26 protein-coding genes and 1 tRNA gene are annotated in these 23,058 nt (G+C 41.7%); 8 read left to right on the top strand and 19 right to left on the bottom strand.

The window, feature by feature from the left end; translation table 11 throughout:
• Positions 1-8: 8 nt before the first annotated feature.
• The 9 genes from L0M98_RS16500 to L0M98_RS16460 form a co-directional block, all read right to left on the bottom strand.
• Entirely contained in the window at positions 9-590 is a 582-nt protein-coding gene (locus L0M98_RS16500; protein WP_227216979.1) for a hypothetical protein, read from the bottom strand.
• A 131-nt stretch (positions 591-721) separates the two neighbouring features.
• Entirely contained in the window at positions 722-1,153 is a 432-nt protein-coding gene (locus L0M98_RS16495) for a hypothetical protein (protein WP_005655471.1), read from the bottom strand.
• Positions 1,154-1,157: 4 nt separating this feature from the next.
• Positions 1,158-1,886 carry an MBL fold metallo-hydrolase gene (locus L0M98_RS16490; RefSeq protein ID WP_227216978.1) on the bottom strand — a complete coding sequence of 243 codons (729 nt, stop codon included), beginning with the start codon at positions 1,884-1,886 and terminating at the stop codon, positions 1,158-1,160.
• Between the two features lie 6 nt (positions 1,887-1,892).
• Entirely contained in the window at positions 1,893-2,846 is a 954-nt protein-coding gene (locus tag L0M98_RS16485; protein ID WP_227216977.1) for a recombinase RecT, read from the bottom strand.
• Between the two features lie 8 nt (positions 2,847-2,854).
• A complete protein-coding gene (locus tag L0M98_RS16480) occupies positions 2,855-4,816 on the bottom strand; it encodes an ATP-binding protein (protein WP_227216976.1) in 1,962 nt (653 codons plus the stop codon).
• A gap of 1 nt (position 4,817) precedes the next feature.
• A complete protein-coding gene (locus tag L0M98_RS16475) occupies positions 4,818-5,102 on the bottom strand; it encodes a hypothetical protein (RefSeq protein WP_227216975.1) in 285 nt (94 codons plus the stop codon).
• A gap of 3 nt (positions 5,103-5,105) precedes the next feature.
• Complete coding sequence (locus L0M98_RS16470; RefSeq protein WP_227216974.1) at positions 5,106-5,318, bottom strand: hypothetical protein; 213 nt, start codon at positions 5,316-5,318, stop codon at positions 5,106-5,108.
• A 20-nt stretch (positions 5,319-5,338) separates the two neighbouring features.
• Positions 5,339-5,890, bottom strand: a complete 552-nt coding sequence (locus L0M98_RS16465; protein WP_227216973.1) for a helix-turn-helix domain-containing protein — start codon at positions 5,888-5,890, stop codon at positions 5,339-5,341.
• Positions 5,887-6,132, bottom strand: a complete 246-nt coding sequence (locus L0M98_RS16460) for a hypothetical protein (protein WP_007219307.1) — start codon at positions 6,130-6,132, stop codon at positions 5,887-5,889. Before L0M98_RS16460 ends, L0M98_RS16465 begins: the two co-directional genes overlap by 4 nt.
• Before the next feature lie 143 nt (positions 6,133-6,275).
• Here L0M98_RS16460 and L0M98_RS16455 point away from each other — a divergent pair, with 143 nt between their 5' ends.
• Genes L0M98_RS16455 through L0M98_RS16445 form a run of 3 tightly spaced genes read left to right on the top strand, consistent with a single transcriptional unit; the run spans position 6,276 to position 7,207 of the window.
• Positions 6,276-6,719: a helix-turn-helix domain-containing protein gene (locus tag L0M98_RS16455; protein WP_007219306.1), complete on the top strand. Its 444-nt coding sequence runs from the start codon at positions 6,276-6,278 to the stop codon at positions 6,717-6,719.
• A gap of 30 nt (positions 6,720-6,749) precedes the next feature.
• Positions 6,750-6,950 (top strand): hypothetical protein, encoded by a 201-nt coding sequence (locus L0M98_RS16450; protein WP_227216972.1) that lies wholly within the window; start codon positions 6,750-6,752, stop codon positions 6,948-6,950.
• A 23-nt stretch (positions 6,951-6,973) separates the two neighbouring features.
• Entirely contained in the window at positions 6,974-7,207 is a 234-nt protein-coding gene (locus tag L0M98_RS16445) for a hypothetical protein (protein WP_007219304.1), read from the top strand.
• 269 nt (positions 7,208-7,476) lie between these two features.
• Here L0M98_RS16445 and L0M98_RS16440 read toward each other — a convergent pair whose 3' ends face one another.
• Positions 7,477-7,722: a hypothetical protein gene (locus L0M98_RS16440; protein ID WP_227216971.1), complete on the bottom strand. Its 246-nt coding sequence runs from the start codon at positions 7,720-7,722 to the stop codon at positions 7,477-7,479.
• A 362-nt stretch (positions 7,723-8,084) separates the two neighbouring features.
• On the opposite strand from L0M98_RS16440, the gene L0M98_RS16435 reads away from it, so the two are divergent.
• Positions 8,085-8,669 carry a hypothetical protein gene (locus L0M98_RS16435; RefSeq protein ID WP_227216970.1) on the top strand — a complete coding sequence of 195 codons (585 nt, stop codon included), beginning with the start codon at positions 8,085-8,087 and terminating at the stop codon, positions 8,667-8,669.
• A 519-nt stretch (positions 8,670-9,188) separates the two neighbouring features.
• On the opposite strand, the gene L0M98_RS16430 is transcribed toward L0M98_RS16435, so the two are convergent.
• From L0M98_RS16430 to L0M98_RS16420, 3 genes are all read right to left on the bottom strand, one after another.
• A complete protein-coding gene (locus L0M98_RS16430; RefSeq protein ID WP_005655495.1) occupies positions 9,189-10,511 on the bottom strand; it encodes a phage integrase SAM-like domain-containing protein in 1,323 nt (440 codons plus the stop codon).
• Between the two features lie 107 nt (positions 10,512-10,618).
• Positions 10,619-10,690: transfer RNA gene (locus tag L0M98_RS16425), tRNA-Arg, on the bottom strand.
• Between the two features lie 377 nt (positions 10,691-11,067).
• A complete protein-coding gene (locus tag L0M98_RS16420; protein ID WP_099291295.1) occupies positions 11,068-12,144 on the bottom strand; it encodes a hypothetical protein in 1,077 nt (358 codons plus the stop codon).
• A 335-nt stretch (positions 12,145-12,479) separates the two neighbouring features.
• On the opposite strand from L0M98_RS16420, the gene L0M98_RS16415 reads away from it, so the two are divergent.
• From L0M98_RS16415 to L0M98_RS16400, 4 genes are all read left to right on the top strand, one after another.
• Positions 12,480-13,703, top strand: a complete 1,224-nt coding sequence (locus L0M98_RS16415) for an aminotransferase-like domain-containing protein (RefSeq protein WP_227216969.1) — start codon at positions 12,480-12,482, stop codon at positions 13,701-13,703.
• 85 nt (positions 13,704-13,788) lie between these two features.
• A complete protein-coding gene (dtd, locus tag L0M98_RS16410; RefSeq protein ID WP_227216968.1) occupies positions 13,789-14,241 on the top strand; it encodes a D-aminoacyl-tRNA deacylase in 453 nt (150 codons plus the stop codon).
• A gap of 58 nt (positions 14,242-14,299) precedes the next feature.
• Positions 14,300-14,629 carry a nucleotide pyrophosphohydrolase gene (locus tag L0M98_RS16405; protein ID WP_186974856.1) on the top strand — a complete coding sequence of 110 codons (330 nt, stop codon included), beginning with the start codon at positions 14,300-14,302 and terminating at the stop codon, positions 14,627-14,629.
• Between the two features lie 50 nt (positions 14,630-14,679).
• Entirely contained in the window at positions 14,680-17,040 is a 2,361-nt protein-coding gene (locus L0M98_RS16400) for an efflux RND transporter permease subunit (protein WP_227216967.1), read from the top strand.
• A 14-nt stretch (positions 17,041-17,054) separates the two neighbouring features.
• Here L0M98_RS16400 and L0M98_RS16395 read toward each other — a convergent pair whose 3' ends face one another.
• From L0M98_RS16395 to L0M98_RS16370, 6 genes are read right to left on the bottom strand one after another with little or no spacing between them, the layout of a single operon-like run.
• Complete coding sequence (locus L0M98_RS16395) at positions 17,055-18,386, bottom strand: DUF58 domain-containing protein (RefSeq protein WP_227216966.1); 1,332 nt, start codon at positions 18,384-18,386, stop codon at positions 17,055-17,057.
• Positions 18,386-19,363 carry an AAA family ATPase gene (locus L0M98_RS16390; RefSeq protein ID WP_227216965.1) on the bottom strand — a complete coding sequence of 326 codons (978 nt, stop codon included), beginning with the start codon at positions 19,361-19,363 and terminating at the stop codon, positions 18,386-18,388. The genes L0M98_RS16395 and L0M98_RS16390 overlap by 1 nt, the downstream gene beginning before the upstream one ends.
• Before the next feature lie 4 nt (positions 19,364-19,367).
• Positions 19,368-20,525, bottom strand: coding sequence for a hypothetical protein (locus L0M98_RS16385; protein ID WP_227216964.1), 1,158 nt, complete (start codon positions 20,523-20,525; stop codon positions 19,368-19,370).
• Positions 20,522-21,208 carry a DUF4129 domain-containing protein gene (locus L0M98_RS16380; RefSeq protein WP_227216963.1) on the bottom strand — a complete coding sequence of 229 codons (687 nt, stop codon included), beginning with the start codon at positions 21,206-21,208 and terminating at the stop codon, positions 20,522-20,524. The genes L0M98_RS16385 and L0M98_RS16380 overlap by 4 nt, the downstream gene beginning before the upstream one ends.
• The gene (locus tag L0M98_RS16375) at positions 21,192-22,073 is read right to left on the bottom strand and encodes a hypothetical protein (RefSeq protein WP_227216962.1); all 882 of its coding nucleotides are present in this window, start codon (positions 22,071-22,073) and stop codon (positions 21,192-21,194) included. The genes L0M98_RS16380 and L0M98_RS16375 overlap by 17 nt, the downstream gene beginning before the upstream one ends.
• Positions 22,060-23,019 (bottom strand): stage II sporulation protein M, encoded by a 960-nt coding sequence (locus L0M98_RS16370; RefSeq protein WP_227216961.1) that lies wholly within the window; start codon positions 23,017-23,019, stop codon positions 22,060-22,062. Before L0M98_RS16370 ends, L0M98_RS16375 begins: the two co-directional genes overlap by 14 nt.
• Positions 23,020-23,058: the final 39 nt, after the last annotated feature.

The following is a 23,058-nucleotide window of genomic DNA, read 5'->3' as shown; positions in this document are numbered from 1 at the left end:
ACACACTTTTATTTCAAACGATTTCCTACGGTAAAGTTGAATTTCAAATATTCAGCCCAAAGTTCAATGAATTGCTGCCCAAAATACTTAGCCTTTTCTTCCGTTTCTTGGCACAAGCGGAACCCAACGCTCGCATTCGCACTCGAGGAACGATAATGCGCAGCCAGAGAACCGAAACCCGCAGTCGCACCATAACACGCATGCGCAGACAAAAGGGCACCTCTTTGTTCGGGATTCATATCCTCAACCTCTTTCTTAGTCCATAAGGCAAACCACGGATACCAATACACTTTGCTTCCCTCCCCATCCGGCTTTGGTTGGAAATTTCTACCCCACAAAGCCCGGCTAATAGTTTCCAACTTCATAAGGGCTATGATATGATTGGGCAAATTATTAGGGTCTTCAAAAATAGGCTCACCAAGTGCCTTACAAGCATCCTCATACGTGCGAATTGTCTTGTAATCGTCCAGTGTAGGTTTTACCATTTCTTCCTTGCAGAACAAAGCCGCCAATATTTTCTTTGCTTCTCCACTTTCCGCTTCACGAAATGCAGCCGCTACTTCTTTCTCTGTAATTTCAAATGTTCTCATCTTTCAATGTTTTTAATTTGTTGATAATCTTTTTTGTTAATCTTATTGCGTTATCCACTCTCGTACTTTGTCCGGGTGGAATATTTGCTATCAAAATGGGCACTAAGCGTATCAGCTCAGATACCAAGCTGTTAGGTATTCTTTTCATGGCTTCTCCAATATTTATCCGGGTCGGGAATATCCACATTCAGAAACTCTTTGGCGTACTCCCTCAGCTTTTCGCAATAGGTGGAAAATGTCACCGTGTCCATAGTGGCTGTAGAACATGGGAACTCTACAATCTCCCCCGTGTGCTTGTTTACCACTTTGTCAGCCGTCATTTGAGCCTTAAAAAACTCATGCACTTGTTCCACTGAAACGAACTCCCAACCAGCTTCCAAAAGAGCGTCTAAAAGGATAGGGTAAATACACCCGAACAACCACCCGTTTTGGTCTAAAGAACGTGGTTTTCTGACTTTCTTAACCTCTATCCTATAGATACCATCCAAAGCGTTACGCATCCATTCGTACAGAGGCTTCAAATCAAATAACCCGTTTCTCTTTTCTACTTGGAGTTTAGCCATATCCTTATATTCTGTCTAAATCAATCGTTAAACCCGGCTTTGCCGCATAAACCACTTTTCCCGTATGCCTTTCCACTTCCGATATGAAATAAGGCTCATCGCTATTATTCTCGGAAAGGTGTAAAAGCACGATTTCCGAAACATGGGATAAGTCGTTTGCTTCCAAAAAACCCTTGCACGTAGTAAGCTCCATGTGTGAGGTAAGCAGACGTTCACGCTGTGAGGGCAACGTGCGCCCGGCTGTAATCGCCTCGATGAGCTTCTTATCAGAGTAATTGCACTCTATCAGCACATGGTTAAGCCCCTTGAACTGATATTCGCACATACAGCTATCGGTAAGAAATACCATCTTTCCCATATCGGGGTGGTCTATCAGATAGCCGACACATGGCACATCATGGCAAGCAGGAAAAGGAAGTACCTTAAAATTACCCATCTTATAGCCTTTGCCCTCTTTAACCACCAAAGAACGGGAATCCCAAACGCCTTTTGCAGTCCATACCTCCCGTAATGCCAACGTGTGAAATCCACTATCTACCATCGCCTTAATATATTTGGCATGGTCGTTGTGGGCGTGCGTTACCACACACCCTACAACCTTTCTCAGATTGAAATCCAACGCTTTCTTGACTTCTTGGAAACGGATTCCAGCCTCTATAATCAGAGCTTCATTACCGTTATCCAAAATGTAACAGTTGCCACTACTACTTGAACCAAGAACTATCAGTTTCATACGCTATCAATATCCGGGGTCAATAGTTGCCGTTTGTTGCTCGCTTTCCGCATGGTGTTCAGACACACTTTCAAAGCTCACATCTTCCGCATCAATCAATTGTTTGTTTGCGTAATTGTCGGTCAATATTTCACGCTGTGAAGTTTCGTCACCCTCGTAGTCATTGGTGATGGCATTTTGCATTTCTACGGACAAATAGCCGTATTTACTCAGTAAATTACGGATAACGGTTTTTTGTGCCATTCCGTGAAAGTTACCCATCCAACCAACCTTGTTGCTATCGGGAGAAACGGGCAAATTAGCCAAATTCAGCAACTTTTCTACCGTTACATCCTTATCGCTTGTGATGGCTTTACTATATCGCTTTGCGTGGTTTGCCATTTGCTCCACTGTCATGTACAAAGTCTTGCTAAAGCCGTTCATAAGTTCAAAGTAACAGAAATAGCCTATCACCTTATCGCTTTTCCTTTCACCGTCAAAGGCTATTTCCCCGGTCAGTTTGTTTACCTTGCGCAACTCACCATCATACACCACATCCGCATTGATTGTACGGTATTGTCCCGTGCGCATAGCAAGCTGAATATAACCCTTATAGCCCATTTGAAAAGTCGGCTCATACACTTTAATCCAGTTGCCCTTTTCATCCTTTTTGGAGTTTTTGAACGGGATAATGAAAGCATAACCCAAAGCCTTGTTTATTGGCAAATGTAACGTGGCGGCTTTGAGTGCTTCCATTACCACCTGTTTAGGATTACAGAGTTGCAGATTGCTATCTCCGTTGTATAGGTCAATTACAGAGGCTACGAATGTTGCCGAATTTTTACCAAGCGCATTTTTGAATTGTTCTTGTACGCTTTCGGCATTCATCATGCTTTTAAGAATATCTACAGGCTTTCTTTGGGTGGCGACCTGCCCTCCGTTTGCAGTCTGTTGTACTGCCGTACTCGCTTGCTGTGTCATAATCGTAATTACTTAATGGTTAGTTCTTTGTCTGTAGTTACCACCAGCCGGATAATTTGGCTCAGTGATGGGATGATTTGGTTCACGCTTTCCGCATTATCAACGAAAATCGGTGCAGATACCCCCTTTGCCGTGCAAATGGCATTGATTATATCTATTCCGGCATTGATTTGTCCGGCATTGTTCACGTCAAGGAAAGGTGTACCGTTCACGGTGCATACACACGTCAGTTTTTCGCCTCCGTTCAGTTGTTCATTCACAAAGGAGAATGATACATACCTGAACATTCCATTAATGCGTTTCAACAACTCCGCATCCTTATCCTTTTGGAATTGGAGTGCCGTAAACTCCCATTTTTCAAGGTCTGCCAACTTTTGATTGTTGGCAATGCGCTTTTCTTCCAAAGAGGCGATTTCCTTTTCAGCCCTGCCAATTTGTTCACGGTTTGCCAAACGCTTGTATAAGCCTTGCACGGCTTCATTCAAAGTTCTTTTCTCCGATTGCAGTTCCGACACGTCCACAATCTTTGCATCCACTTTAAACTGATTTTCAAGTTCGACAATCTCGTTCTTGATGTCAATGCAAGTTTGGTCGGATGCTATCATTGCTTCCACGTTTTGCGCTTCGGGGATATAAGCCTTTGCTTGTTGAATATCGGCATTGATACGCTCTATCTTTTGTTCCAGCTCCACGATTTCGGCATTGGTACGGTCTTTAAGCCCTTGCACTTCTTCAAGCCGTTGTTTTTTAGCCATGCCAACCTCTTTATTCGCTTTCAGACGTGCCGCTTTATTAACGTTAAAATTGGCTTGCATTTCACGTTGCTTGGCTTCTATATCCTCAATTTCCAAAGGACGTTTGCAAGTGGGACAAATAAATTCACCCTCATTATAGGTAAGTTCCTCCTTGCTGATAAATGCAAATTCACCACGCAATGCGGACAATTTGGTGTTGAGTTTTTCTATCTCAATATCCATAGCCGCAACCGATTGCCTTTTTCTGTCTAAAGAGGCTTTTTCAGTACGCAACGAATATTCCAATTCATTCAGCTTCAAAGATGCCTCATTGCGCCCTTTGTTAGCTTCTGTAGCGATTTCATTCATTCTGCTATTGAGTTGTAGGCGTTTTTCACCTATTTGCTTTTGGATAGAAGCCTTACGTTGATATTCCTGCTCATTCAGCTTTGATTTGTCGGCAATTTGTTCCTCTATCTGCTGAATACGGGCATTTTTATCCTCAATCTCACTATCAATGGCTACCCAATCCTCTTCCTCCGGCATAAGTTTACGAGCCGTTTCTATCTGAGAGGGAATAACTGACAATTCATCTTTGCAAGCCTTTTTCTTGGCGGCTACCTCTTTAGCGTATTGGGCGATGCTCCTGCCTGACAACTGAGCCAGCAACTCCAAATATTCGGGCTTGGTCTGCGCTACGTCTTGGTCGGTAAGCGTTCCTACCATATCCAAAAGGATTTCTTTTTGCGCTTCCGGCTTCATTGATGTAAAGTAGAAAGGGTTGGTTATCATTCGGAAAACATCTTCCGGGATGATGGCAGCTACTTCACTATCATACTCCTTTTTGGTAGCCAACTTAACACCGTTCAAATAGAACTCTGTTGTATGATTCTTTAGGCTTTCTTCCGTAGTTCCACGTGGCTTGACCCAGTTTTCCACATAGCAGCGTTGCAGTGTTACCGTTTTGCCATCCACTGATAGTACACCAGTAACGGAGTGTTCAAGATGCAAAATAGGCTTTCCGTCCGCATCCAACGTCTTAATGTTGAAATTACTGTCCGAGCGTCCTGTACTGTCTTTACCAAAGAGCAACCAAAGGAACGAATCAAATACTGTTGTTTTTCCTGTACCGTTATCTCCGGCAACCAGCGTTTCCGCATCGGAGAAACCGATATTTAGGCTTCTGACACCCTTAAAGTTGATAAGGGATAATGATTTTAATTTGATTGTACGCATATCACTTGTTAATTATAGAATTGATTTTTTCTGATTTATCTATCGCCAAAAGTTCGGCACGTGAATACAATACTTTGGAATGTATAGAGCTACCGCCACGGATAGTGGAAACCCTGCCGTCTTTCTGCCAGCGTTTCACCCGGCACTCTTGAAACAGTCTGTATGCTTCACGTTGTGAAATGAGGTCTTTTGCCGGGGTAGTCTGTTTTACATAGTTGGCAGCACCCAAAGAAGCCATTTCCATACAGAGGTTCTTTAACTCGTATAGTTCCATCTGAATTGCCATAGGTCAGTCCTTTTTGTAGCGGTTCTTAAAATATTCTCTAACACTTACTATTCCATACTCATTGTCGGTATAGAAAACCCATGACAGCCAAAAACAAGCCATAGCGGTAATGAAGTGGAATGAGGCATTACAAAACAATGCCCCAGCAAGGGCAATAATGCCAAGAAGTAGCGTAACGCCACATTGGATAAGGTTTGCTAAAGTTTCTCCTTTCATCGGTGTTGCATTTATTATTATTATTTAAAAAGATTGTTGGTCATAGCATACCGCATAAATTCAGCCATTGAATGTACGCCAACCTTTCGGAAACTGTTTTTTCTATGGTTATTCACGGTATTTAAAGAGATAAACAGCTTTTCGGCTATTTCTGAATCGTTTTTCCCATCATAGAGCATTCGCATAACTTCTATTTGCCTATCGGACAACTTAGAGTTGAATTTAGGAGCGCAAATAACTTTATCATGTTTGCATTCTCCACGTAAGGGACAACCTACAAACTCAAAATTAAAGTTCCAATTCTCATCTACATCAATCATGTTGTCATACAGACCGAAGTTGCATTTAATGAATCTACGAACCGCTATGAAATCCCGATACCTCTTGTTGTTTGAATTTTTAGAGTATATATCCATAAGCGCATCGTATGCTTCGGGATAAAACTCCCTCAGTATAGCCAAGAAAGCTTGGATAAAGTCGGTATCAGTTTCTTTCAACTGCCTTTCGGCTTCTCCGAGAGGGCGCATAGTAACTTCACCCTCCGGGGTTGTGTAGAACTCTATAGCTTTCATTCTGTAACAGGAAATAAAATATTGGCTGGAACGCCCAGTTTGTCACTAATCATCTTTTGCTTGAGGGCATCCGGCTTTTGTACGCCATGAATCCACATTCGCACCGTCTTGGTACTACACATACACAAAGCCGCTATTTCCTCCACAAACTCAGTCTTTGGAGCTTTTACGGCACTCCTTTCGGGCAATCCTTTGTAAATCTGAATAAAAGACTGATAGTCTTTTTGGGTTACTTTTTTCATTTTCTCCAATTTATATGTTCTACAAACACGCTTTTTGGTTATATTTGTAATGTCATTTATTTAATTACGCAACAAATATAGGCTATATATCCGGATATAACAAATTTTTTGGATATATTTTCTATTAAAAATATTTCATTTATATGCAACGATTTGATTTAAAGCGATTTAGAATTGATAGAAAACTTACTCAAAAGGAGTTAGCAGAGCTGTTAATGTGCAAACAGAACTATATTTCAAATATAGAAAACGGAATAAAACCAATTTCAAAAGAGAAATTGGATATATTGCAGTCTAAATTTGGTGATATTTCAAGATATTATTCGGATATATCACCAAAGCAAAATACGGTATTAAAAGAAGTCACTCCCGAAGATTTCATGTTTGCTGGTGCTGACGCTTTTTCAAGACAAGTCGTAAAGATGATGAATGACAAGCTGATTGCACCTTATGGAATATTAGTAGAAAAAGATAAGGAAATAGAACGGTTGAATAGATTGATAGGCAGATTGCAAAACGAAATAGAGGAACTTAAAAAGGGAAGTGCCCAAATGGAGAATCCTGCCGGATGTGCCAATGCCGTATAGTGTTTGGTTTAAAGCAAAGAAAGTATTGATATGGAAAAGTATTACAGAATGGTTATAGACCTCTACAAAGAAGCCCTTTTAATTAACCGGGTAAACCTTGATAGGGTATTAGATGCGCAAAGGGAAATATCCAACGCTATCACCACGGCTATAATCACCAATGAGCCTACAAGTGAATTGGAGTTGCTAAAATCCGATATAGAGAATTTGAAGAGCCATATATCGCAATGAATACCGTCATAAGCAAGCAAATAATGGAAAGATTCTATAGTGCGCTGGATGCCATTATAGCCATGAAGAAAATAAGAGGAGTAAATACATACTGTAGGCTCAACAACATAGATAGAAGAAATTTCATTGCGCAAAGAAAAGACTTGGAGCGTGGATGGTTTCAATTATCTTGGTTACATCCTATGGTTAAGGATTATGGAGTAAGTGCCAAATGGCTGCTTACTGGATTTGGAAGAATGTTTGAAGAACAAAAATAGCCCCATGCAAACATTATTAGTCTGCATGGGGCTATTTCTTACAAATATTCCATATCACAAATTAGCAAGCCATTTCTTGCCAGATTTTGTTCTTAGCCAAATCATAAATGCACCCGTCACGACTATTCCAACGGTAAAGATAGCTCCTAACATTTCCATATCATAAATTAGATAACCATCTTTTACCGCTTTTGGTTTTAAACCAAATTAAGATTCCAATGCCTATTACTGAGCATATAGAGAAAAACATAATCATAAAATCCATATTTCTATCTTTTTAAAATGTTATAACCTATAGAAGCAAATATATATGTCAGTAGCATTCCTGTTGCGAGCAACACCCCTTGTTTTATCTGAGGCTCATCAATTATCAGCGAAACGCCCCCAACTAAAGCCATAGCCGTAAATACAAGTTTAGCCAAGTCGTAGAAGAATTTTCCAAGCGTTTCCCTACTTGCTCTTTCTTTCTCCTTGACTTCTTTCTTAGCTTCTTGTTGTACGCTCCAATTACCCATATAAACTACTATTTTCTACAAAGGTACAAAATCCCCGCTTATTTGGAAACAAAAACCTATATATTTTTGATACGTCATTATAAATATAACACTGCAAGACTATTTTTATAACAAATAATACACTATATTTGCTGCTGAATTAAAATATCACTAAATAGCATTGGCTATTGTTGTAGGGATTAAGAAAACGACCAAATTTCAGAAACAGCCCTCAGACAATTTGCTAATGCCTGCGCTTTGCGTGGGCATTACTCTTGTTGGGCTGTTAGGTGCTTGGTCGTACCTCTTAATCCTCGGAGTAATCCCACGCTTTCGTGTGTATTACAGTAGCTTGCTAAGTACAACCGTTAAATACACACCTTATGAGAACTTTACTAATGCTTTGCCTGATAGCTTTGATAACAGGATGTAGCAATGATGATGAGCCTAAAATCATGTCAGCCCTTAATGTGAATGAACTCGTTGGCTTCGTAGGGAAACCATCTGAACACGTCAAATCTAACTTTAAAAATGCCACTTTAGAAAATGAAAGCTCTTCACTTGGAAAAGTTACATTGAGATATGGCTTACTTACCGAAGAAAGCAATTATTCAATTACATTCAAAAGTGATGCAGATGGAATTATAAACCAAATAGACGTTTATGGTTCGCTTGATGGCGGTTATGATAAAGGGGTAGAAATCTATAAAGCCAATATGGATAAGATTGATTCTACTATTAACCACGAAACCTACCGTTCTCAATACAGTAGCGCATCAGCCGGGCTTATTGATTTTTCAGACCGTTCCGAATTTTGGGATTATGTTGCCAAAAACGGTGTGGGTACATCCATTTATGAGATTTGGTGGATAGAAAATACTGCCAAAGTGAAATTCACCATCGAATGCGAATACATAAGAGGAAACAATGCAATCTCTATTGAGATAGAAAAAAAGTCTTGGGAGTGACTTGTAAACTCGGAAAGATATTTATCAATAGGCGGTGCAATCAGCATCGCCTTTTTTGTTCTTCCCCCACACCCCTATTTCATATATTTACTCTTAATTAACTATATAATATTATATATTAGTATATATTATCCCTTATAACTTGCATAAAATTTTGCCTAAGCAAAAATAGGCTTGTAAATCACTGAACTATAACAGCTTACAAATTTTGCTTAGGCAAACGAAAAAAGGCTATATTTTTGCTTAGGCAAAATAACGCTTATAACACACTGTATTTCAATCATTTGCAAATTTTGCTTAGGCAAAACGCTATTTTTAGGCTTAAAAACAACTATTTATTTGATTATCAGAATATTATAATTTTTGCTTAGGCAAAATCATTTTGCTTAGGCAATTTGCTTAGGCAAAATCTGCAACTATCTGATTATCAGAGATAATACAGATTTAGAGGATAGATAAACACCTATTAAAATTTTGCCTAAGCAAAAATAGGCTTGTAAATCACTGAACTATAACAGCTTACAAATTTTGCTTAGGCAAAACACGCTTATTTTTGGGTATATACTTCTTTTCTGTTACATCATCCAAAGATAGCTTGACATAATCCAATACCTTACGGTTGGCAGCATCTATGCTGTCCCACGATTTCGCAATATAAATATCCGTCACTCTCATATTTTCGTCCACGTGGTTAAGAGCTGTGTGAACGGTGTATTTATCTACTCCGGCTTCATTGCTTGCAATGGTTGCCCATGTATGCCGGGCTGCGTAAAACTCCAAATCATCTATTCCCAAATCATCACCAATCTTTTTCAAACCCTTGTTAATTGCAGCCGTAAAACTATCCACGCTTGAATACAGCTTGTAGAAATTAAAGACCCTTTGCCCGGTATGGTCTTTATATTTTTTCATAAGGGCTTTTAGTTCCGGCTCTATCCTCACAGATATTTCCGCTTTGTCGGCTCTCCGATTCTTTGTTTTTGTCCGTTGGTATGTAATTCGTCCTTTCTTCAAATCCGTACAAGTGTACAAATCTACCGCATTCATTCCGATTAGGCAGAAACTCAAAAGAAAGACATCCTTTGCGAGATTGTACCTGTTTGTCCCCGGTTGCATAATCAAAGAATAAGGCAGCTCCGAAAATTTACGAAGTAAATCCGTAGAAATAGCCCTTTTTCTTGTAACTGGAACTTTTGGAATTTCCACCCTCTTAAAAGGAGAATAGGGAATGCGTATCAGCCCGGCATCCTCATCGTTAAACTCTTTCTTTGCTCGGTTGTGTATGGCTCTTAGCTGGGATATATATAGGCTCTGTGCCCTTTCTCCGTGATTGGCTTCGGGTTTGGAACGTGCCGGATTCTCTTTTATCCACTTTATCCAATCATTGATAAACTTAACCGTGATTTCTTTTATGCTCACGCTATCCCTGCCAACAAAGCGTACAAGGTTGTTAATAGCTACTTGGTAAGAAAGCGCATTGCCTGTATGCCCGGTTTCCTTTAAGTGCAATATGTATTGACGGGCATAAGCCACTATATCCAAATCGAAGTGTTCCCCATTGTCGTTAGTGATTGCATCTACCACCTGCTCAACGGTCATGGATTTAAGCCGTTCCCCCATACGGTCACAAATGGAACGGTATTTCTTTATCATATCATCGGTGGCATCTATGTACTTTTGGTTTTTCAATTTGAAAGTCGTGCGTGTCAAATCATCCTTTGTCACGTAGTAAGTGGTCGGGATGTACTTTTTCCTCTTTTGGTGTATAACCCTTATCTTTATATTATATGTGCCGTCAGCCCTTTTTTGGTGAGCGTACACCTCTGCTTTGAATGTAGCCATAATCTTTGTAGAACTATAGTAGAACTTTTATCCGCAAATATACCTCTTTTTTGCTGTAAATGCTGTAAAAAAAGAAGTCCACCCCGTAATGGAATGGACTTGAAAAGTAGCTCCGAGGGGAATCGAACCCCTATCTAAAATTTAGGAAATTCTTGTTCTATCCGTTGAACTACAGAGCCTTATGTAATAGTTATCGTTATAACTTCCTTTTCTTATTTACTATAAATCTAAATTTTACTACCTTTGCCATTGTTTGGAAGAACATACGTTTAGGAAACTTCCGTTCTATCCGTTGAACTACAGGGGCTCCTAATCGAATTGCAAAACTAATCGAAAAAAACGTTAGTTCCAAATAATATTTTTCAATTCACAAATCCGCAGATTCAACTCTCCAATACAACTTTTCAAGTCATTTTTTTCGAAAAGCCTCAAATACATATATAAATCCGTTCAAGTATAAAAAAAGCTACCAGCCAAATTGCCGATAGCTTTGCTATGAAAAAAGATCCTCACCAAGTTCTCCATCATCGTGTAATCATTTTCCGACAAATCTCCCCTAATTCTGCCGTCCGTTGTTCAATACACCGGAATCATCTTCTATCACGTACACTCCCAGTTCATTAGCATTAAAAGCACCTTCCGGACAAATCTCTCGTCCGTTTTCATAAATCTTCCCGTCAAATTCACCCTTCCCGTTCATCCATTCCCAAATTTCGGGATACACGTCTTTTATATGTTTCATCTCTTGCGGGTAATTAAACCAATCTTTACCACACACTTGATTGTTTTTGTCTTTATATTGCATTCCCGTTTCGGTAATCACCAAACCGTAAGGCAATTTATCCTTATCCAAAGATTCTTTCAAGTGATTCACGGATAAAGCGTATATTCGAGTCCCACCGTCCACTTCAATAAACCATTCTACTCTCATAGCCCCTTCCCCGTTAATCTTGGATATATCCCAACTTCTTATCGTGGAACCGAGAAAGGTTCTATTCCGGTCAAAATTTACTTCATTGAACATGACATTGAGAAACCCCTCATACTCTTTGTCATCCTGCTCTTTCCCGTAATTGAACATTTGTTTTCGGCAAGTCTTGTCTTTCGTGATCAGGCCACTGAAGATTTGCTTACTTCCTTTATAAACGTCACATCCCAACTTTATCTCTTTTGTAGAACCTAACGCAACCGGTTGTACCCCGAAGCCAAAGATGTTTCCCGATTGCTGGTATTTCACGTGAATCACGAGATCATTATAATCATAGTCACCCACCCAAGAATCCTCGAAACAAATCACTTGAAACAATCGGAATTGATTTTCTCCTACAATATTCGGGAATTTATCATCAAAACCTCTGGACAAACTTCTTCCCCCAAGATCTTCATTCTTATCCGCGTAAGAAACTTTTGCCTGCACGCCTTTAGGAACAAGTATCGGAAACTCCGAATACCCAATGGCTACCGTATCTTCTCCCACGGTTACTATAGTTACTTTCCCGTCCTTCACCGGAACATTAAATTCTTCCGTTGTAATAAAACGAGAAACATCCTCCTTTGTAAGGTCACTTTTTAAGCCGTCGGAACAGGCTCCGAACATTACTCCGGCTACCAAAACAGATAAAACTTTTCTCATACACACCTTTTTAATTAATTACCTGAGACAAAGGTATGAATTTTATTTCTTTACCGGAGTCACTTTTAAGATATAATTGTCGAAAAGTATACTATTTTGTTACATCTTAAAACACACAACTGACACAAATAACCTTTATTCCCGTGTGTATCACTCGTTATCTCCGCTTGTCTAAAAATTAAATTATTACTAAAACAGCCTTAAAACATCGAAATTGAAAGTTTTGCAATCGATTTTATTAAAAAATTGATATGAAAAATTTTATTTCAAAAACTTATTATTAACTTCGCAACACAAATACATAACAGCGTATATTCACTTTAAAACAGATAAACATGGTTAGCGACTACAAAGAAATTCTATCAGACAGCGCCAAAGGAATGAAGCGCTCTGCTATCAGGGAGTTATTAAAGTTAACTCAAAAACCGGAAATCATTTCTTTCGCCGGGGGACTTCCCGCCAAAGAATCTTTCCCGTTAGAACAATTACAGGAGATTTCCGCGGAAGTAATCGCCACGGATGGTGCTGCCGCTTGTCAATACGGTTCAACCGAAGGTGTTCCGGAATTATTGGAAATTCTGGCTCAACGTTATCGTGACCAAGGATTAAGCTACGTGACGAAAGAGAACATCACGATTATTACCTCCTCGCAACAAGGTTTGGACACGGTAGGTAAAATCTTCTTGAACCGCGGCGATAAATATATCTGCGAGTTGCCTTCATATTTAGGAGCTATCGGCGCTTTCAACTCTTATGGCGGCGTGGGAGTGGGTATCCCGCAAGACGAACAAGGGATGAGCGCTATCGAGCTGGAAAAGACTTTGGCTGAAATGAAAGCGAAAGGCGAGAAACCGAAGTTCATCTACTTGATTCCGGATTTCCAGAATCCCGCCGGTATGACGATGCCGGAGGCGAGAAGAATCGAGATTTTGGACATCGCCAAGAAGTACGAGATTATGATTATCGAGGACAGTCCCTACCGCGAATTGCGCTTCTCGGGCAAACCGCAACGCATGTTGTACGACTTGGATAACGGCGAGGGTAACGTAATCACGCTGGGCACGTTCTCCAAGATTTTCATGCCGGGATTCCGCATGGGTTGGGTACTGGCACACCCGATGGTGATAGACAACTTCGTGAAGGCTAAACAAAGCACAGACTTGTGTACTTCTGCTTTCTTGCAAAAAATCACGGTGAAATTCTTCCAAAAGAACTACTTCGACGCCAACGTGAAGAATATCGTTGAAATGTATCGCAAGAAACTGGAAGCCATGTTAGGTGCTTTCGAAAAATACATGCCGGAAGGTGTTACATGGACTCGTCCGGAAGGTGGTTTGTTCCTGTTCTTGAACTTGCCGGAAGGATACGACGCTGAAGAATTGTTCCAAATCGCTATCGAGAAAAACGTGGCTTTCGTTCTCGGAACCGTGTTCTTCGTGAATGGCAAAGGCAAAAACACCATGCGTATCAACTTCTCGTACATGAGCGAGGAAATGAACATCGAAGGTGTGAGAAGACTTGCCGAATCTATCAAAGAATTGTACGCAAGACATAAATAATTTAGAATTTAAAATTTAAAGTTTAGAGTGGAGTATATGAACAAAATTCATATATTTCACTCTAAATTTTAAAACTCAAATTTAAATGAAAATAGTTATTCAAAGAGTTACACGTGCCAGCGTCACTATCAGTCAACAATTGTTTTCTTCCATAGGAAAAGGAATGCTTGTACTGGTGGGCATTCAAGCTGACGACACGGATGAAGACATCGCGTGGCTCTCTTCCAAAATAGTGAACCTTCGTATTTTCGATGACGAAAACGGAGTAATGAACAAATCCATCTTAGAAACGAGTGGTGAAATCCTTGCCGTCAGCCAATTCACACTGATGGCTCGCACAAAAAAAGGCAATCGTCCATCGTATATTGACGCCGCTCCACCGGCAATCTCGATTCCCCTGTACGAAAAATTTGTCTCGGTATTAAGCCAAGAGCTTCATAAACCGGTGCAAACCGGTCAATTCGGTGCAGATATGAAAGTAGAACTCGTCAATGATGGCCCGGTGACTATTATTATTGATAGTAAAACCAAAATTTAAAAATGAAATGACTATTTTTGGGACTTTCAAATTAATTCACTTTTAAAATTATAACACTTTGGATGTTGCGGAATTACAAACAGCAGTAGACGCATGGATCAAGACGCATGGAGTCAGATACTTCAGCGAGTTGACAAACATGACGATTCTCGTGGAAGAAGTCGGGGAATTAGCCCGGGTGATAGCAAGGAAGTACGGGGAACAATCCTATAAAGAAGGAGAAGTAGATAATTTGGCCGAAGAACTAAGCGATGTATTGTGGGTTTTGGTGTGTTTGGCAAATCAAACAGGGGTGGATTTGAACGAGGCCATAAACAATAATTTTGCAAAAAAAACGGCAAGAGATGCTAATCGGCACAAAAAAAATCCCAAACTCTTTAAAGATTAACCACATTTATCCTACTTTTGCCTACAAATGCGTAAACAATAAAATATATCATGTGGACTAAGATAGCAGGGATTCTTCTTCGTAACCGGATTGCCTTTATTACAGAGATCTTGATCATAACCATCTTCATGGGATTCCAAATTCCAAAAGTGGAAATGTCTTACGAATATGCCAATTTGCTACCAGCCACAGATAGCGCCTATCTGGATTACGTTGATTTTCACGAGAAATTCGGTCAAGAAGGCAATGTAATGGTTTTTGCTGTTCAAGATTCGAACTTCTACCAGTTGGATAAGTTGAATGACTGGATTGCCATGTGTGATAGTTTAAAGGCTTTGCATGGAGTCATTGCCCTCGTGGATATTACGCATTCATATAACTTGCAAAAGGACACTCTCAACAAAAAATTCGAGATTCATCCCATTTTTCCGAATCGTATCAAAGATCAGAAGGAACTGGACAGCCTTGTCAATATTATTGAAAACTTACCCTTCTACGACGGGACGCTTTTTAATAAGGCGAAAGATATTTACGGGATGATGATTTCGGTTTCCGCCGATGTGATGAATTCTCCGGCACGGGTAGGACTGGTAAAGGATGTGTTGGAAATCACGGAAGAGTATTCAAAGAAATATAACATACAGATGCATTATTCGGGGATGCCTTACATCCGGGTAATCAATGCCGAGAATATCAAGGGAGAAATGTACATGTTCATTTTCTTGTCCTTGCTGATTACCACGTGCATCTTGTACCTGTTTTTCCGGTCGTTCCGGATTATCGGCTTCTGCTTGTTGATTGTACTGATTTGCGTAAGTTGGACGGTCGGCGTCATGGCTATGCTGGGGATTAAAATTACTCTGCTGACCGCCATGCTTCCACCATTATTAATCGTGATCTGTATACCGAATCTGGTATTCATGATTAACAAATTCCACGCGGAATACGATCGACACGGTAACAAAATCAAGGCATTGCAACGCATGATTCAAAGAATCGGAAACGCTTCTTTCTTGAGTAACTTGACAACGGCTGCCGGATTTGCCACGTTTATCGTGACTTCCAGCCAAATTCTGGTAGAGTTCGGTATCACGGCATCTATCGGTATCGCCTTTGTTTACTTTGTGTGCCTCATCATGATTCCCTGTGGATTCAGTTTTATGCCCAACCCGGATAGCAAACAAATCAAACATCTGCATAACAAATTAGTAAATAATACAATAGATCGTGTCATCCAGCTTATTCTAAATCGCCGGAATGTAGTTTACGCCATAGCTATCGTGATAGTCATTCTAGGTGGAATAGGGATATCCATGATAAAATCTACCGGCTATATGGTGGATGATTTGAAAGAAACAGATCCTATTCGTCAAGACCTTTCCTTTTTTGAAAAGAATTTTGACGGACTGATGCCGTTGGAAGTAACTGTCGATTTCAAAAAACCAAAGCAGGTTTTAAATTTACCTAATCTCGAAAAACTGGATAGACTCTCCAAAGAATTAGCCGAAGATGAAGATGTATCCAAGCCTATTTCTATCGTGGAAGTAATCAAGTTTGCCAATCAAGCCTTTTATAACGGTAAACCGACTTATTACAAACTTCCGACCAATATGACGAAGAATTTCATCCTGAAATACGCTTCACAATCCACGGGAGAACTTGGTAACCAAGCCAATTCATTTATTGACTCCACTCTCCAGCGAACGCGGTTAAGTTTCCGGATTAAAGACATCGGCACCAAGAAAATGCAGGAAAAAGAAATTAAACTGTATGAAATCGCGGAGAAGTATTTTCCAAGTGATCGTTACACGGTGAAAGTGACAGGTTCAAGTATCATTTTCTTTAAAGGAACCCAATATCTTGTATTCAACCTTTTTACCTCACTTGCCTTGGCCATTCTTCTGATTGCCCTCTTTATGGCGTGGATGTTCAAGAGCAAACGTATGGTACTCGTGGCATTGCTCCCCAATATTATCCCGCAAATCATCACGGCTGCCATCATGGGGTATTTCGGAATCCCCATCAAAGCATCCACGATACTGGTATTCAGTATTGCCTTTGGAATCTCGGTAGACGGAACCATTCACTATCTGGCCAAATACCGTCAGGAATTGCAGGGAACGAACTGGAGTATCCGTTCCTCCGCAGTGTTGGCCTTGAAAGAAGCGGGACAAAGTATGATATACAACGCAATCATCCTGTTCTTCGGCTTCGGTATCTTCGCCCTTTCCGATTTCGGGGGAACCGTCGCACTGGGAATCCTAGTATCGATCACCTTGCTCGCCGCCATGCTTTCCAACTTGATCCTCCTCCCGTCACTCTTGCTGACGCTGGATAAACACACCACGAACAAAACATTCCAAGACCCCAAAATTGATATCTTCTCGGAAGAGGAAACGAAAGAAAAATAGAGAATGCGGAAGCATCATATCAGCTTCCGCTCCTTCAAATCCAAATAACTATTGATACTGTTCACGGTGAGGGCTTCCGGTTTGGAAAGGATCACCCGGATACCCATTTGGCTCAATTCTCGCACCATTTGTCGCTTCTCCATGGCAAATCCGGCGGCAATGGTTTCGAAATAGACATCTTTGACACCACGTACAGGACGTTCCAAAGCTTTATTCAGCTCCGAGTTTTCAAATAAAACAATCAATACCAAATGTCGGCTCGCCAGTCGTCGCAAAGCCGAAAGATGACGCTGCATTCCGGTTACGGTGTCGAAATTGGTAAAAAGGATTAACAGACTACGTGTCGGGATTTGTCGGACAACCGAAATATATAATTTCTCGAAATCCGACTCTTGATAATGTGTTTCCAACCGATAAAGGAATTCACTGATTCTATTCAATTGTCCCACCCGATTATCCGCTTTCACACAATTCCGGGAAGTATTGGAAAACGTGATCAATCCTGCCCGATCACCTTTTTTCAATATCACGTTGGACAATGTCAGTATGGTATTGATTGCATGATCCAGCATCGTCATCCCGTTAAAGGGGGATTGCATGGTACGACCTTTATCCACGAGGCAATAAATCTGTTGCGAGCGTTCCTCCGTGTAAGTATTTACCATTAAATGGTTATGCTTTGCCGTGGCTTTCCAGTTCACGGTACGGGGATCATCCCCCACCACGTAAGGCTTGATCTGTTCGAACGCCATATTTCCCCCCAACGCACGGGTACGCACTGCACCGTTCTCCGGGTGATAATTCCCGTAAGCCATTAACTCGTACCGGTGCATCATCATAAACGACGGGTAAACGGCAACCTCCCGTTCCAAATCAAAAGAGTAACGCCTTTCCACCAGCGACAAACGGGTAGATATAAATGCCCGAACCTTGCCGAACCCGTATGCTCCCCGTTTGGTTGGGCGCAAAGTATAATTTATTTCCTGCTGTTCGCCGGGCATCATATTTAAAGAGAAAGAAATATGCCGATTCTGGAACTCCACAGGAATCTCGTCTATCAAACGGCAATGCACCCCCACGGGATAACGATTCCGAACCTCGACACGAACGGGATTTTCCTCCCCGTTGGAAAGCTTGTCCGAAACAACACGGGAAGCCTCGAATCCTTGTTTATAACGGTACAAGGCTATCAACTCCAATAACACCATCACCGCGTACATGAGCAAAGCCCCCGCCACCCATATCAATAGTAAAGGAAAGACATAAGCCATCACGAGGGCAAAAATGCCCAACAGCAAACAGGTGAAAAAACGCCCGGTCAGATATGTATCTTTAAATACTCGCACTATCTTGGTACTTCTATTTTAGAAACGATTTGTTGTATAACCTGATCGACTGTCACACCTTCCAACTCTTTCTCGGAAGACAGCTGCACCCTGTGCCGCAACACGGGAGCCACCAGTTGCAACACGTCATCCGGGGTCACAAAATCTCTTCCTTGGATGGCCGCAAAAGCCTTTGCTCCATTCATCAAAGCGATAGAAGCACGCGGAGAAGCCCCCAAATACAACCAGCCACTCTTGCGGGTAGCGTAAACGATATTCACGATAAACGTTTTGATCTTCGGATCAACCACCACTTGAGACACGGATTCCCTCAACTCCCGCAACATATTGACATTCAGTACGGATTCCAGCGTATTCCAATCCTTGATTGCTCCACGGTCATGCAATTCAAGCACCTCAACCTCTTCCTCCGCGGACGGGTAAGTCACGTTTATCTTGAACAGGAAACGGTCTAATTGTGCTTCCGGCAACCGATAGGTCCCCTCGTGCTCGATCGGATTCTGGGTACCGACCACGATAAACGGGTAGTCCATCTTGTATTCTACCCCGTCATTCGTGATCTGCCGCTCTTCCATCACCTCGAACAAAGCCGCTTGAGTCTTTGCCGGGGCACGGTTAATCTCGTCCACGAGAACAAGATTGGTAAATATCGGTCCTTTCCGGTACTCGAAACGTCCTGTCGCAGGAATAAATACCGAGGTCCCCAAAATATCGCTCGGCATCAAATCCGGCGTAAACTGTATCCGGTTAAAATTCACGTCCAGCATCCGGGACATGACCTTCGCCATGAATGTTTTGGCGATACCGGGTACCCCCTCGATCAGAATATGTCCGTCAGCCAACATCGCCGTCAACAACAAATCCGCCACTTCCCGCTGTCCGACAATCACTTTGCCCATTTGTTCCCGAATCCGGGCAACCTTCTCGTGCAGACTCGTGAAGTCAATTCTGGACTCAAAATTTATCTGGTCTTCCATGCTTTTATCTTTTAGTTTTAAACAACTCTATATATTTCACTAATTCTCGTAACTTCTCTTCGTTCACGTGTTCTGTCTTCCGGATCAACAGAATCAAGTTCACCAACTTCTCCGTTTCCTCTTTCGGTACTCCCGAACGTTCCGCCAATAATACCGCGAACTCGGCGTTTAATTCATCTGTCCGTAACTTATAGTAATACCGGATTTCCTCCAAGAAACAATCTATCCGTTTATTAGCAATCGCCACGTGATCCCGGTGTTTATAATACAGGGAACTCACCACCCTGACAAATTCCAACGTTCTGTTCTCCGGGGGACGAATGACAGGAATGTACCGTTGCTCCCGCTTTGAACGGAACAACACGTACAAAATGCCACCCAGCAACAATAATATATACGCCCATTTCAATGCCGGATACTGAAGAAGTACCCGGAAAGGAGTAGCCTGTCCCTTGCGCTCGTTTTTCTGGTACTCGTCCCAAATCGCGTTCAGATCGGCAGGGAGAAAAGACAGTGCCTTCTGGTAATAATCGCCCGCCAAAGAATCCAACAAATAAAGATTCGTGAAAGCGACCGGATTCACGTGCAGGTAAAGAACCCCTTCACCGTAAGGCAGACGGATAAAATTCGGCATCGTTACCGTATCCACGTATCCCAGTATTTCCCCGGCAAATGATTTTTCCAATTTAAAATACCGGTGTTTTACCCGGAAAGGATATGCCTTTCCAAAACCGCAGATATAATCATTCCCTTCCCGAAAATCCTGTACTTCTTTTACTCCCGCAACAGATAACAACGTGTCCGGTATATATTCTGCCGAAAGAAAAAGCGTGTTTCCCCCTCCCACGTAATCCAACAGGATATCAGCCTCTCCATTCGCGTTTTTAAAATATCGGTTCACGAAGAAATATACTTCCGGCTCATCACTATCTTTCAGACGCAATCTCTCTCGCGGGGAAACCCGTGAAACCGTTGTCTTTCCTTCTGGGAACATATACGGCAAGGCGTCTTTCATGATATAAGTCCCGAAAGGTCCTTTCTTATCCACCGAGAAATTCATACTCCAATCCACGGGTTGCGGCTTATTTGCCTCGTAAATCGTGTAGACCGTCATTAGCGCTACCACGAGAAGGATGATCCACAAATTCTGCCTACGCTTCATTTCTCCACCTCCTTTCTGAAGTCTATAAAATATTGCCGGATATTCCGGTATGCCTCTTCGTCGACCGGAAATTCCCCGTAACAAACGTGATCGAATATACGGCTTAGATCTTCAAAAGTCCGGCTCCATTCCCGGTCACGTATCTCATAAACATAGTCCCGATTGGTTTTGGAAGCTTCCCAACGAATCACCTGCTTCTCATCTAAAATTTGAAGCAACCCGGAATAACTTACCCGGACAGCGAGCGTGTAATCTTTTTCCTGCTCTGCCTTTACCAACATCCGGGAAAAAGTATCCCCGTCCTGCTCCCCGTTATAATCTCCCGTATCCGCGGCAAAAAGTCCCTCTCCCCTCTTTCTGAAAACCAAACTCTTCCGATATTTTATAAGTAAAATGATCAAACCGCCCGCCAAAAGAATCAAGATAATATATAACACGATATCCATGACCTGTGAAGAAGAATCAGACCATTTCATCCGGAACAACCGTTCCAAAATCCAACGTTTAATCCAATCCCACAACCCGGGAGCGGCAGACGTATCCCTCTCGTAATCGAAATTAGCGTCATTTCTATATTTTTCCAGAAAATCGGCACCGGGGGAACGCGTCACCTCTTCCGCCAGCATCGTTCCCCGGCAGCAAACCAGTACAAACAGAATAATATATCTAGTCAGCCATCTCATCCGTTTTATTTTCAGGTCGAGTTCCCAATTCATCTATCCGGCTCAACAATGTCGTATGTTCCATCTCTTCCGACCGGGAGAAGAAGAACATCCCCAGCCCGATAAACACAATCGTGTGTAGCGTGTATTTTCCCAAGTAAGAAAGTAACAGCGTGAACGTCACCTCGTAAATTCCCGGCATTTCCCCCGTAAACGCTGAAGTTACGGTCAATGCCATATAAGGTATACTAAATACATAAGCAACAACTCCCACCAATAACTGCAAAACCACGGCATAACCGACAGTTCGCCACCAGTTCCCCTTCGTGATCGCCATAGCCCTAGACATCAAGGCATCAAAGCCGTTGTCCTTGATAATAATCAAATAAGCCCCGAAAGTCAAAGCCACCCCAAAATAAATCCCCGGTACAATCAAAAAAAGACATCCCACAACCACGATAATCATATAAAAAAGCGACCATACGATAAAGATTCCTAGTTTTCTCATCATCATGGCAAATACCTCGTTAATCGTAATCCGTTCCTCCACCCCTCCCCGGTAATGATCCCAATATACCCGAAGATAACAAATGGAGAACAGCTGCACCCACGCCACCATAATCATGGCAAAAAGTCCCGTCATCATGGAATTAATCATCATATTCCCGAAAGCATCCGTCGTTCCCAGATATTGTTGCGGATTATAAGTCATATCAAGCGCACCCAATAACAAATCCTTCATTAAAAACACAACCAACAGAATTACCGGAAACCCGATCACCGCGAAAGCCCGAATAAAAGGCACGAACTCCTGTTTCATAAAATTTATAGTTGCTGTTATCAAGTCCGAAAAAGAACGTTCCACGCTCAAATTAATCTTTTCCATGCAATTCGTTTTTATGTAAGTAATAAGGATAAACAATAAAATAACCGATCACGCCACCCAGCGAAAGGATAATCGCCACGGCTCCCACGACAGGATAACTATCGGCATATCTCGTGATAAAACTTTCAATCCATCCGGCAATCACGAAGAAAGGAATCAATCCCGTGACAATCTTTATACCCCGCAATGCACCCTCTTTAAATGAATACATCCGTCGGTAAGTGCCCGGAAACAAGAAACTATTCCCCATAACCAACCCGGCTCCTCCGGCTATAATAATAGAGGTAATTTCGAATGTCCCGTGTGCCCAGACCGAAAGAACCGAATGTAACAGCAATCCCTGTTGGAAGAAAAAATACTGGAAAGCCCCGACCATCAAACCATTCGTGAAAAGAATCCACAAAGTCCCCGCCGAGAAAAGAATACCGAAAACAAAGGCGACAAACGCCACTTTTATATTGTTCGTGGTAATCATCACGAACATATCCAACTCGTCCCCGGAAGCATAAATACCCATTGGCGTCCCATTCTCAATATTACTGATCGTTCTTTCCACGTAAGCATCTCCCAAAATAGAACGCACGAAACTCTCGTCATGTGCCGTGGAAAACACCCCGATTAATGCCGAGAACAAGAAGAGAAGCAATGCGAACAATAAAGTCCGTCGTTCCCGGTAAAGCAACAAGGGAAACTCGTGTCCCCAGAATGTCAACATCCCTCTACTCTCGGACTGTTCACCCTTGCCGTATATATTAATCTGGTAAACAGATATTAACTGATTCAGATACTTCTCCACGTCGCTTCCCGGGTAAAAAGTTTTGGCATAAGAAAGATCATCAGACAAAATCACGTAATTAGAGGCAAGCGTATCCGTGTTCAAACGTCCCACGTTCTCCATTTCCGCCCATTTTGATTTATTCCTATTTACAAACCGCGATTCTTTCATAATCCGTTTTCCACACGTTTTTTACTGTGCTAAAATTAA

The organism is Butyricimonas sp. DFI.6.44 (assembly GCF_022132345.1).
Taxonomy (GTDB): Bacteria; Bacteroidota; Bacteroidia; order Bacteroidales; family Marinifilaceae; genus Butyricimonas; species Butyricimonas muris.
This window is presented reverse-complemented; position numbering and strand designations above follow the sequence as displayed.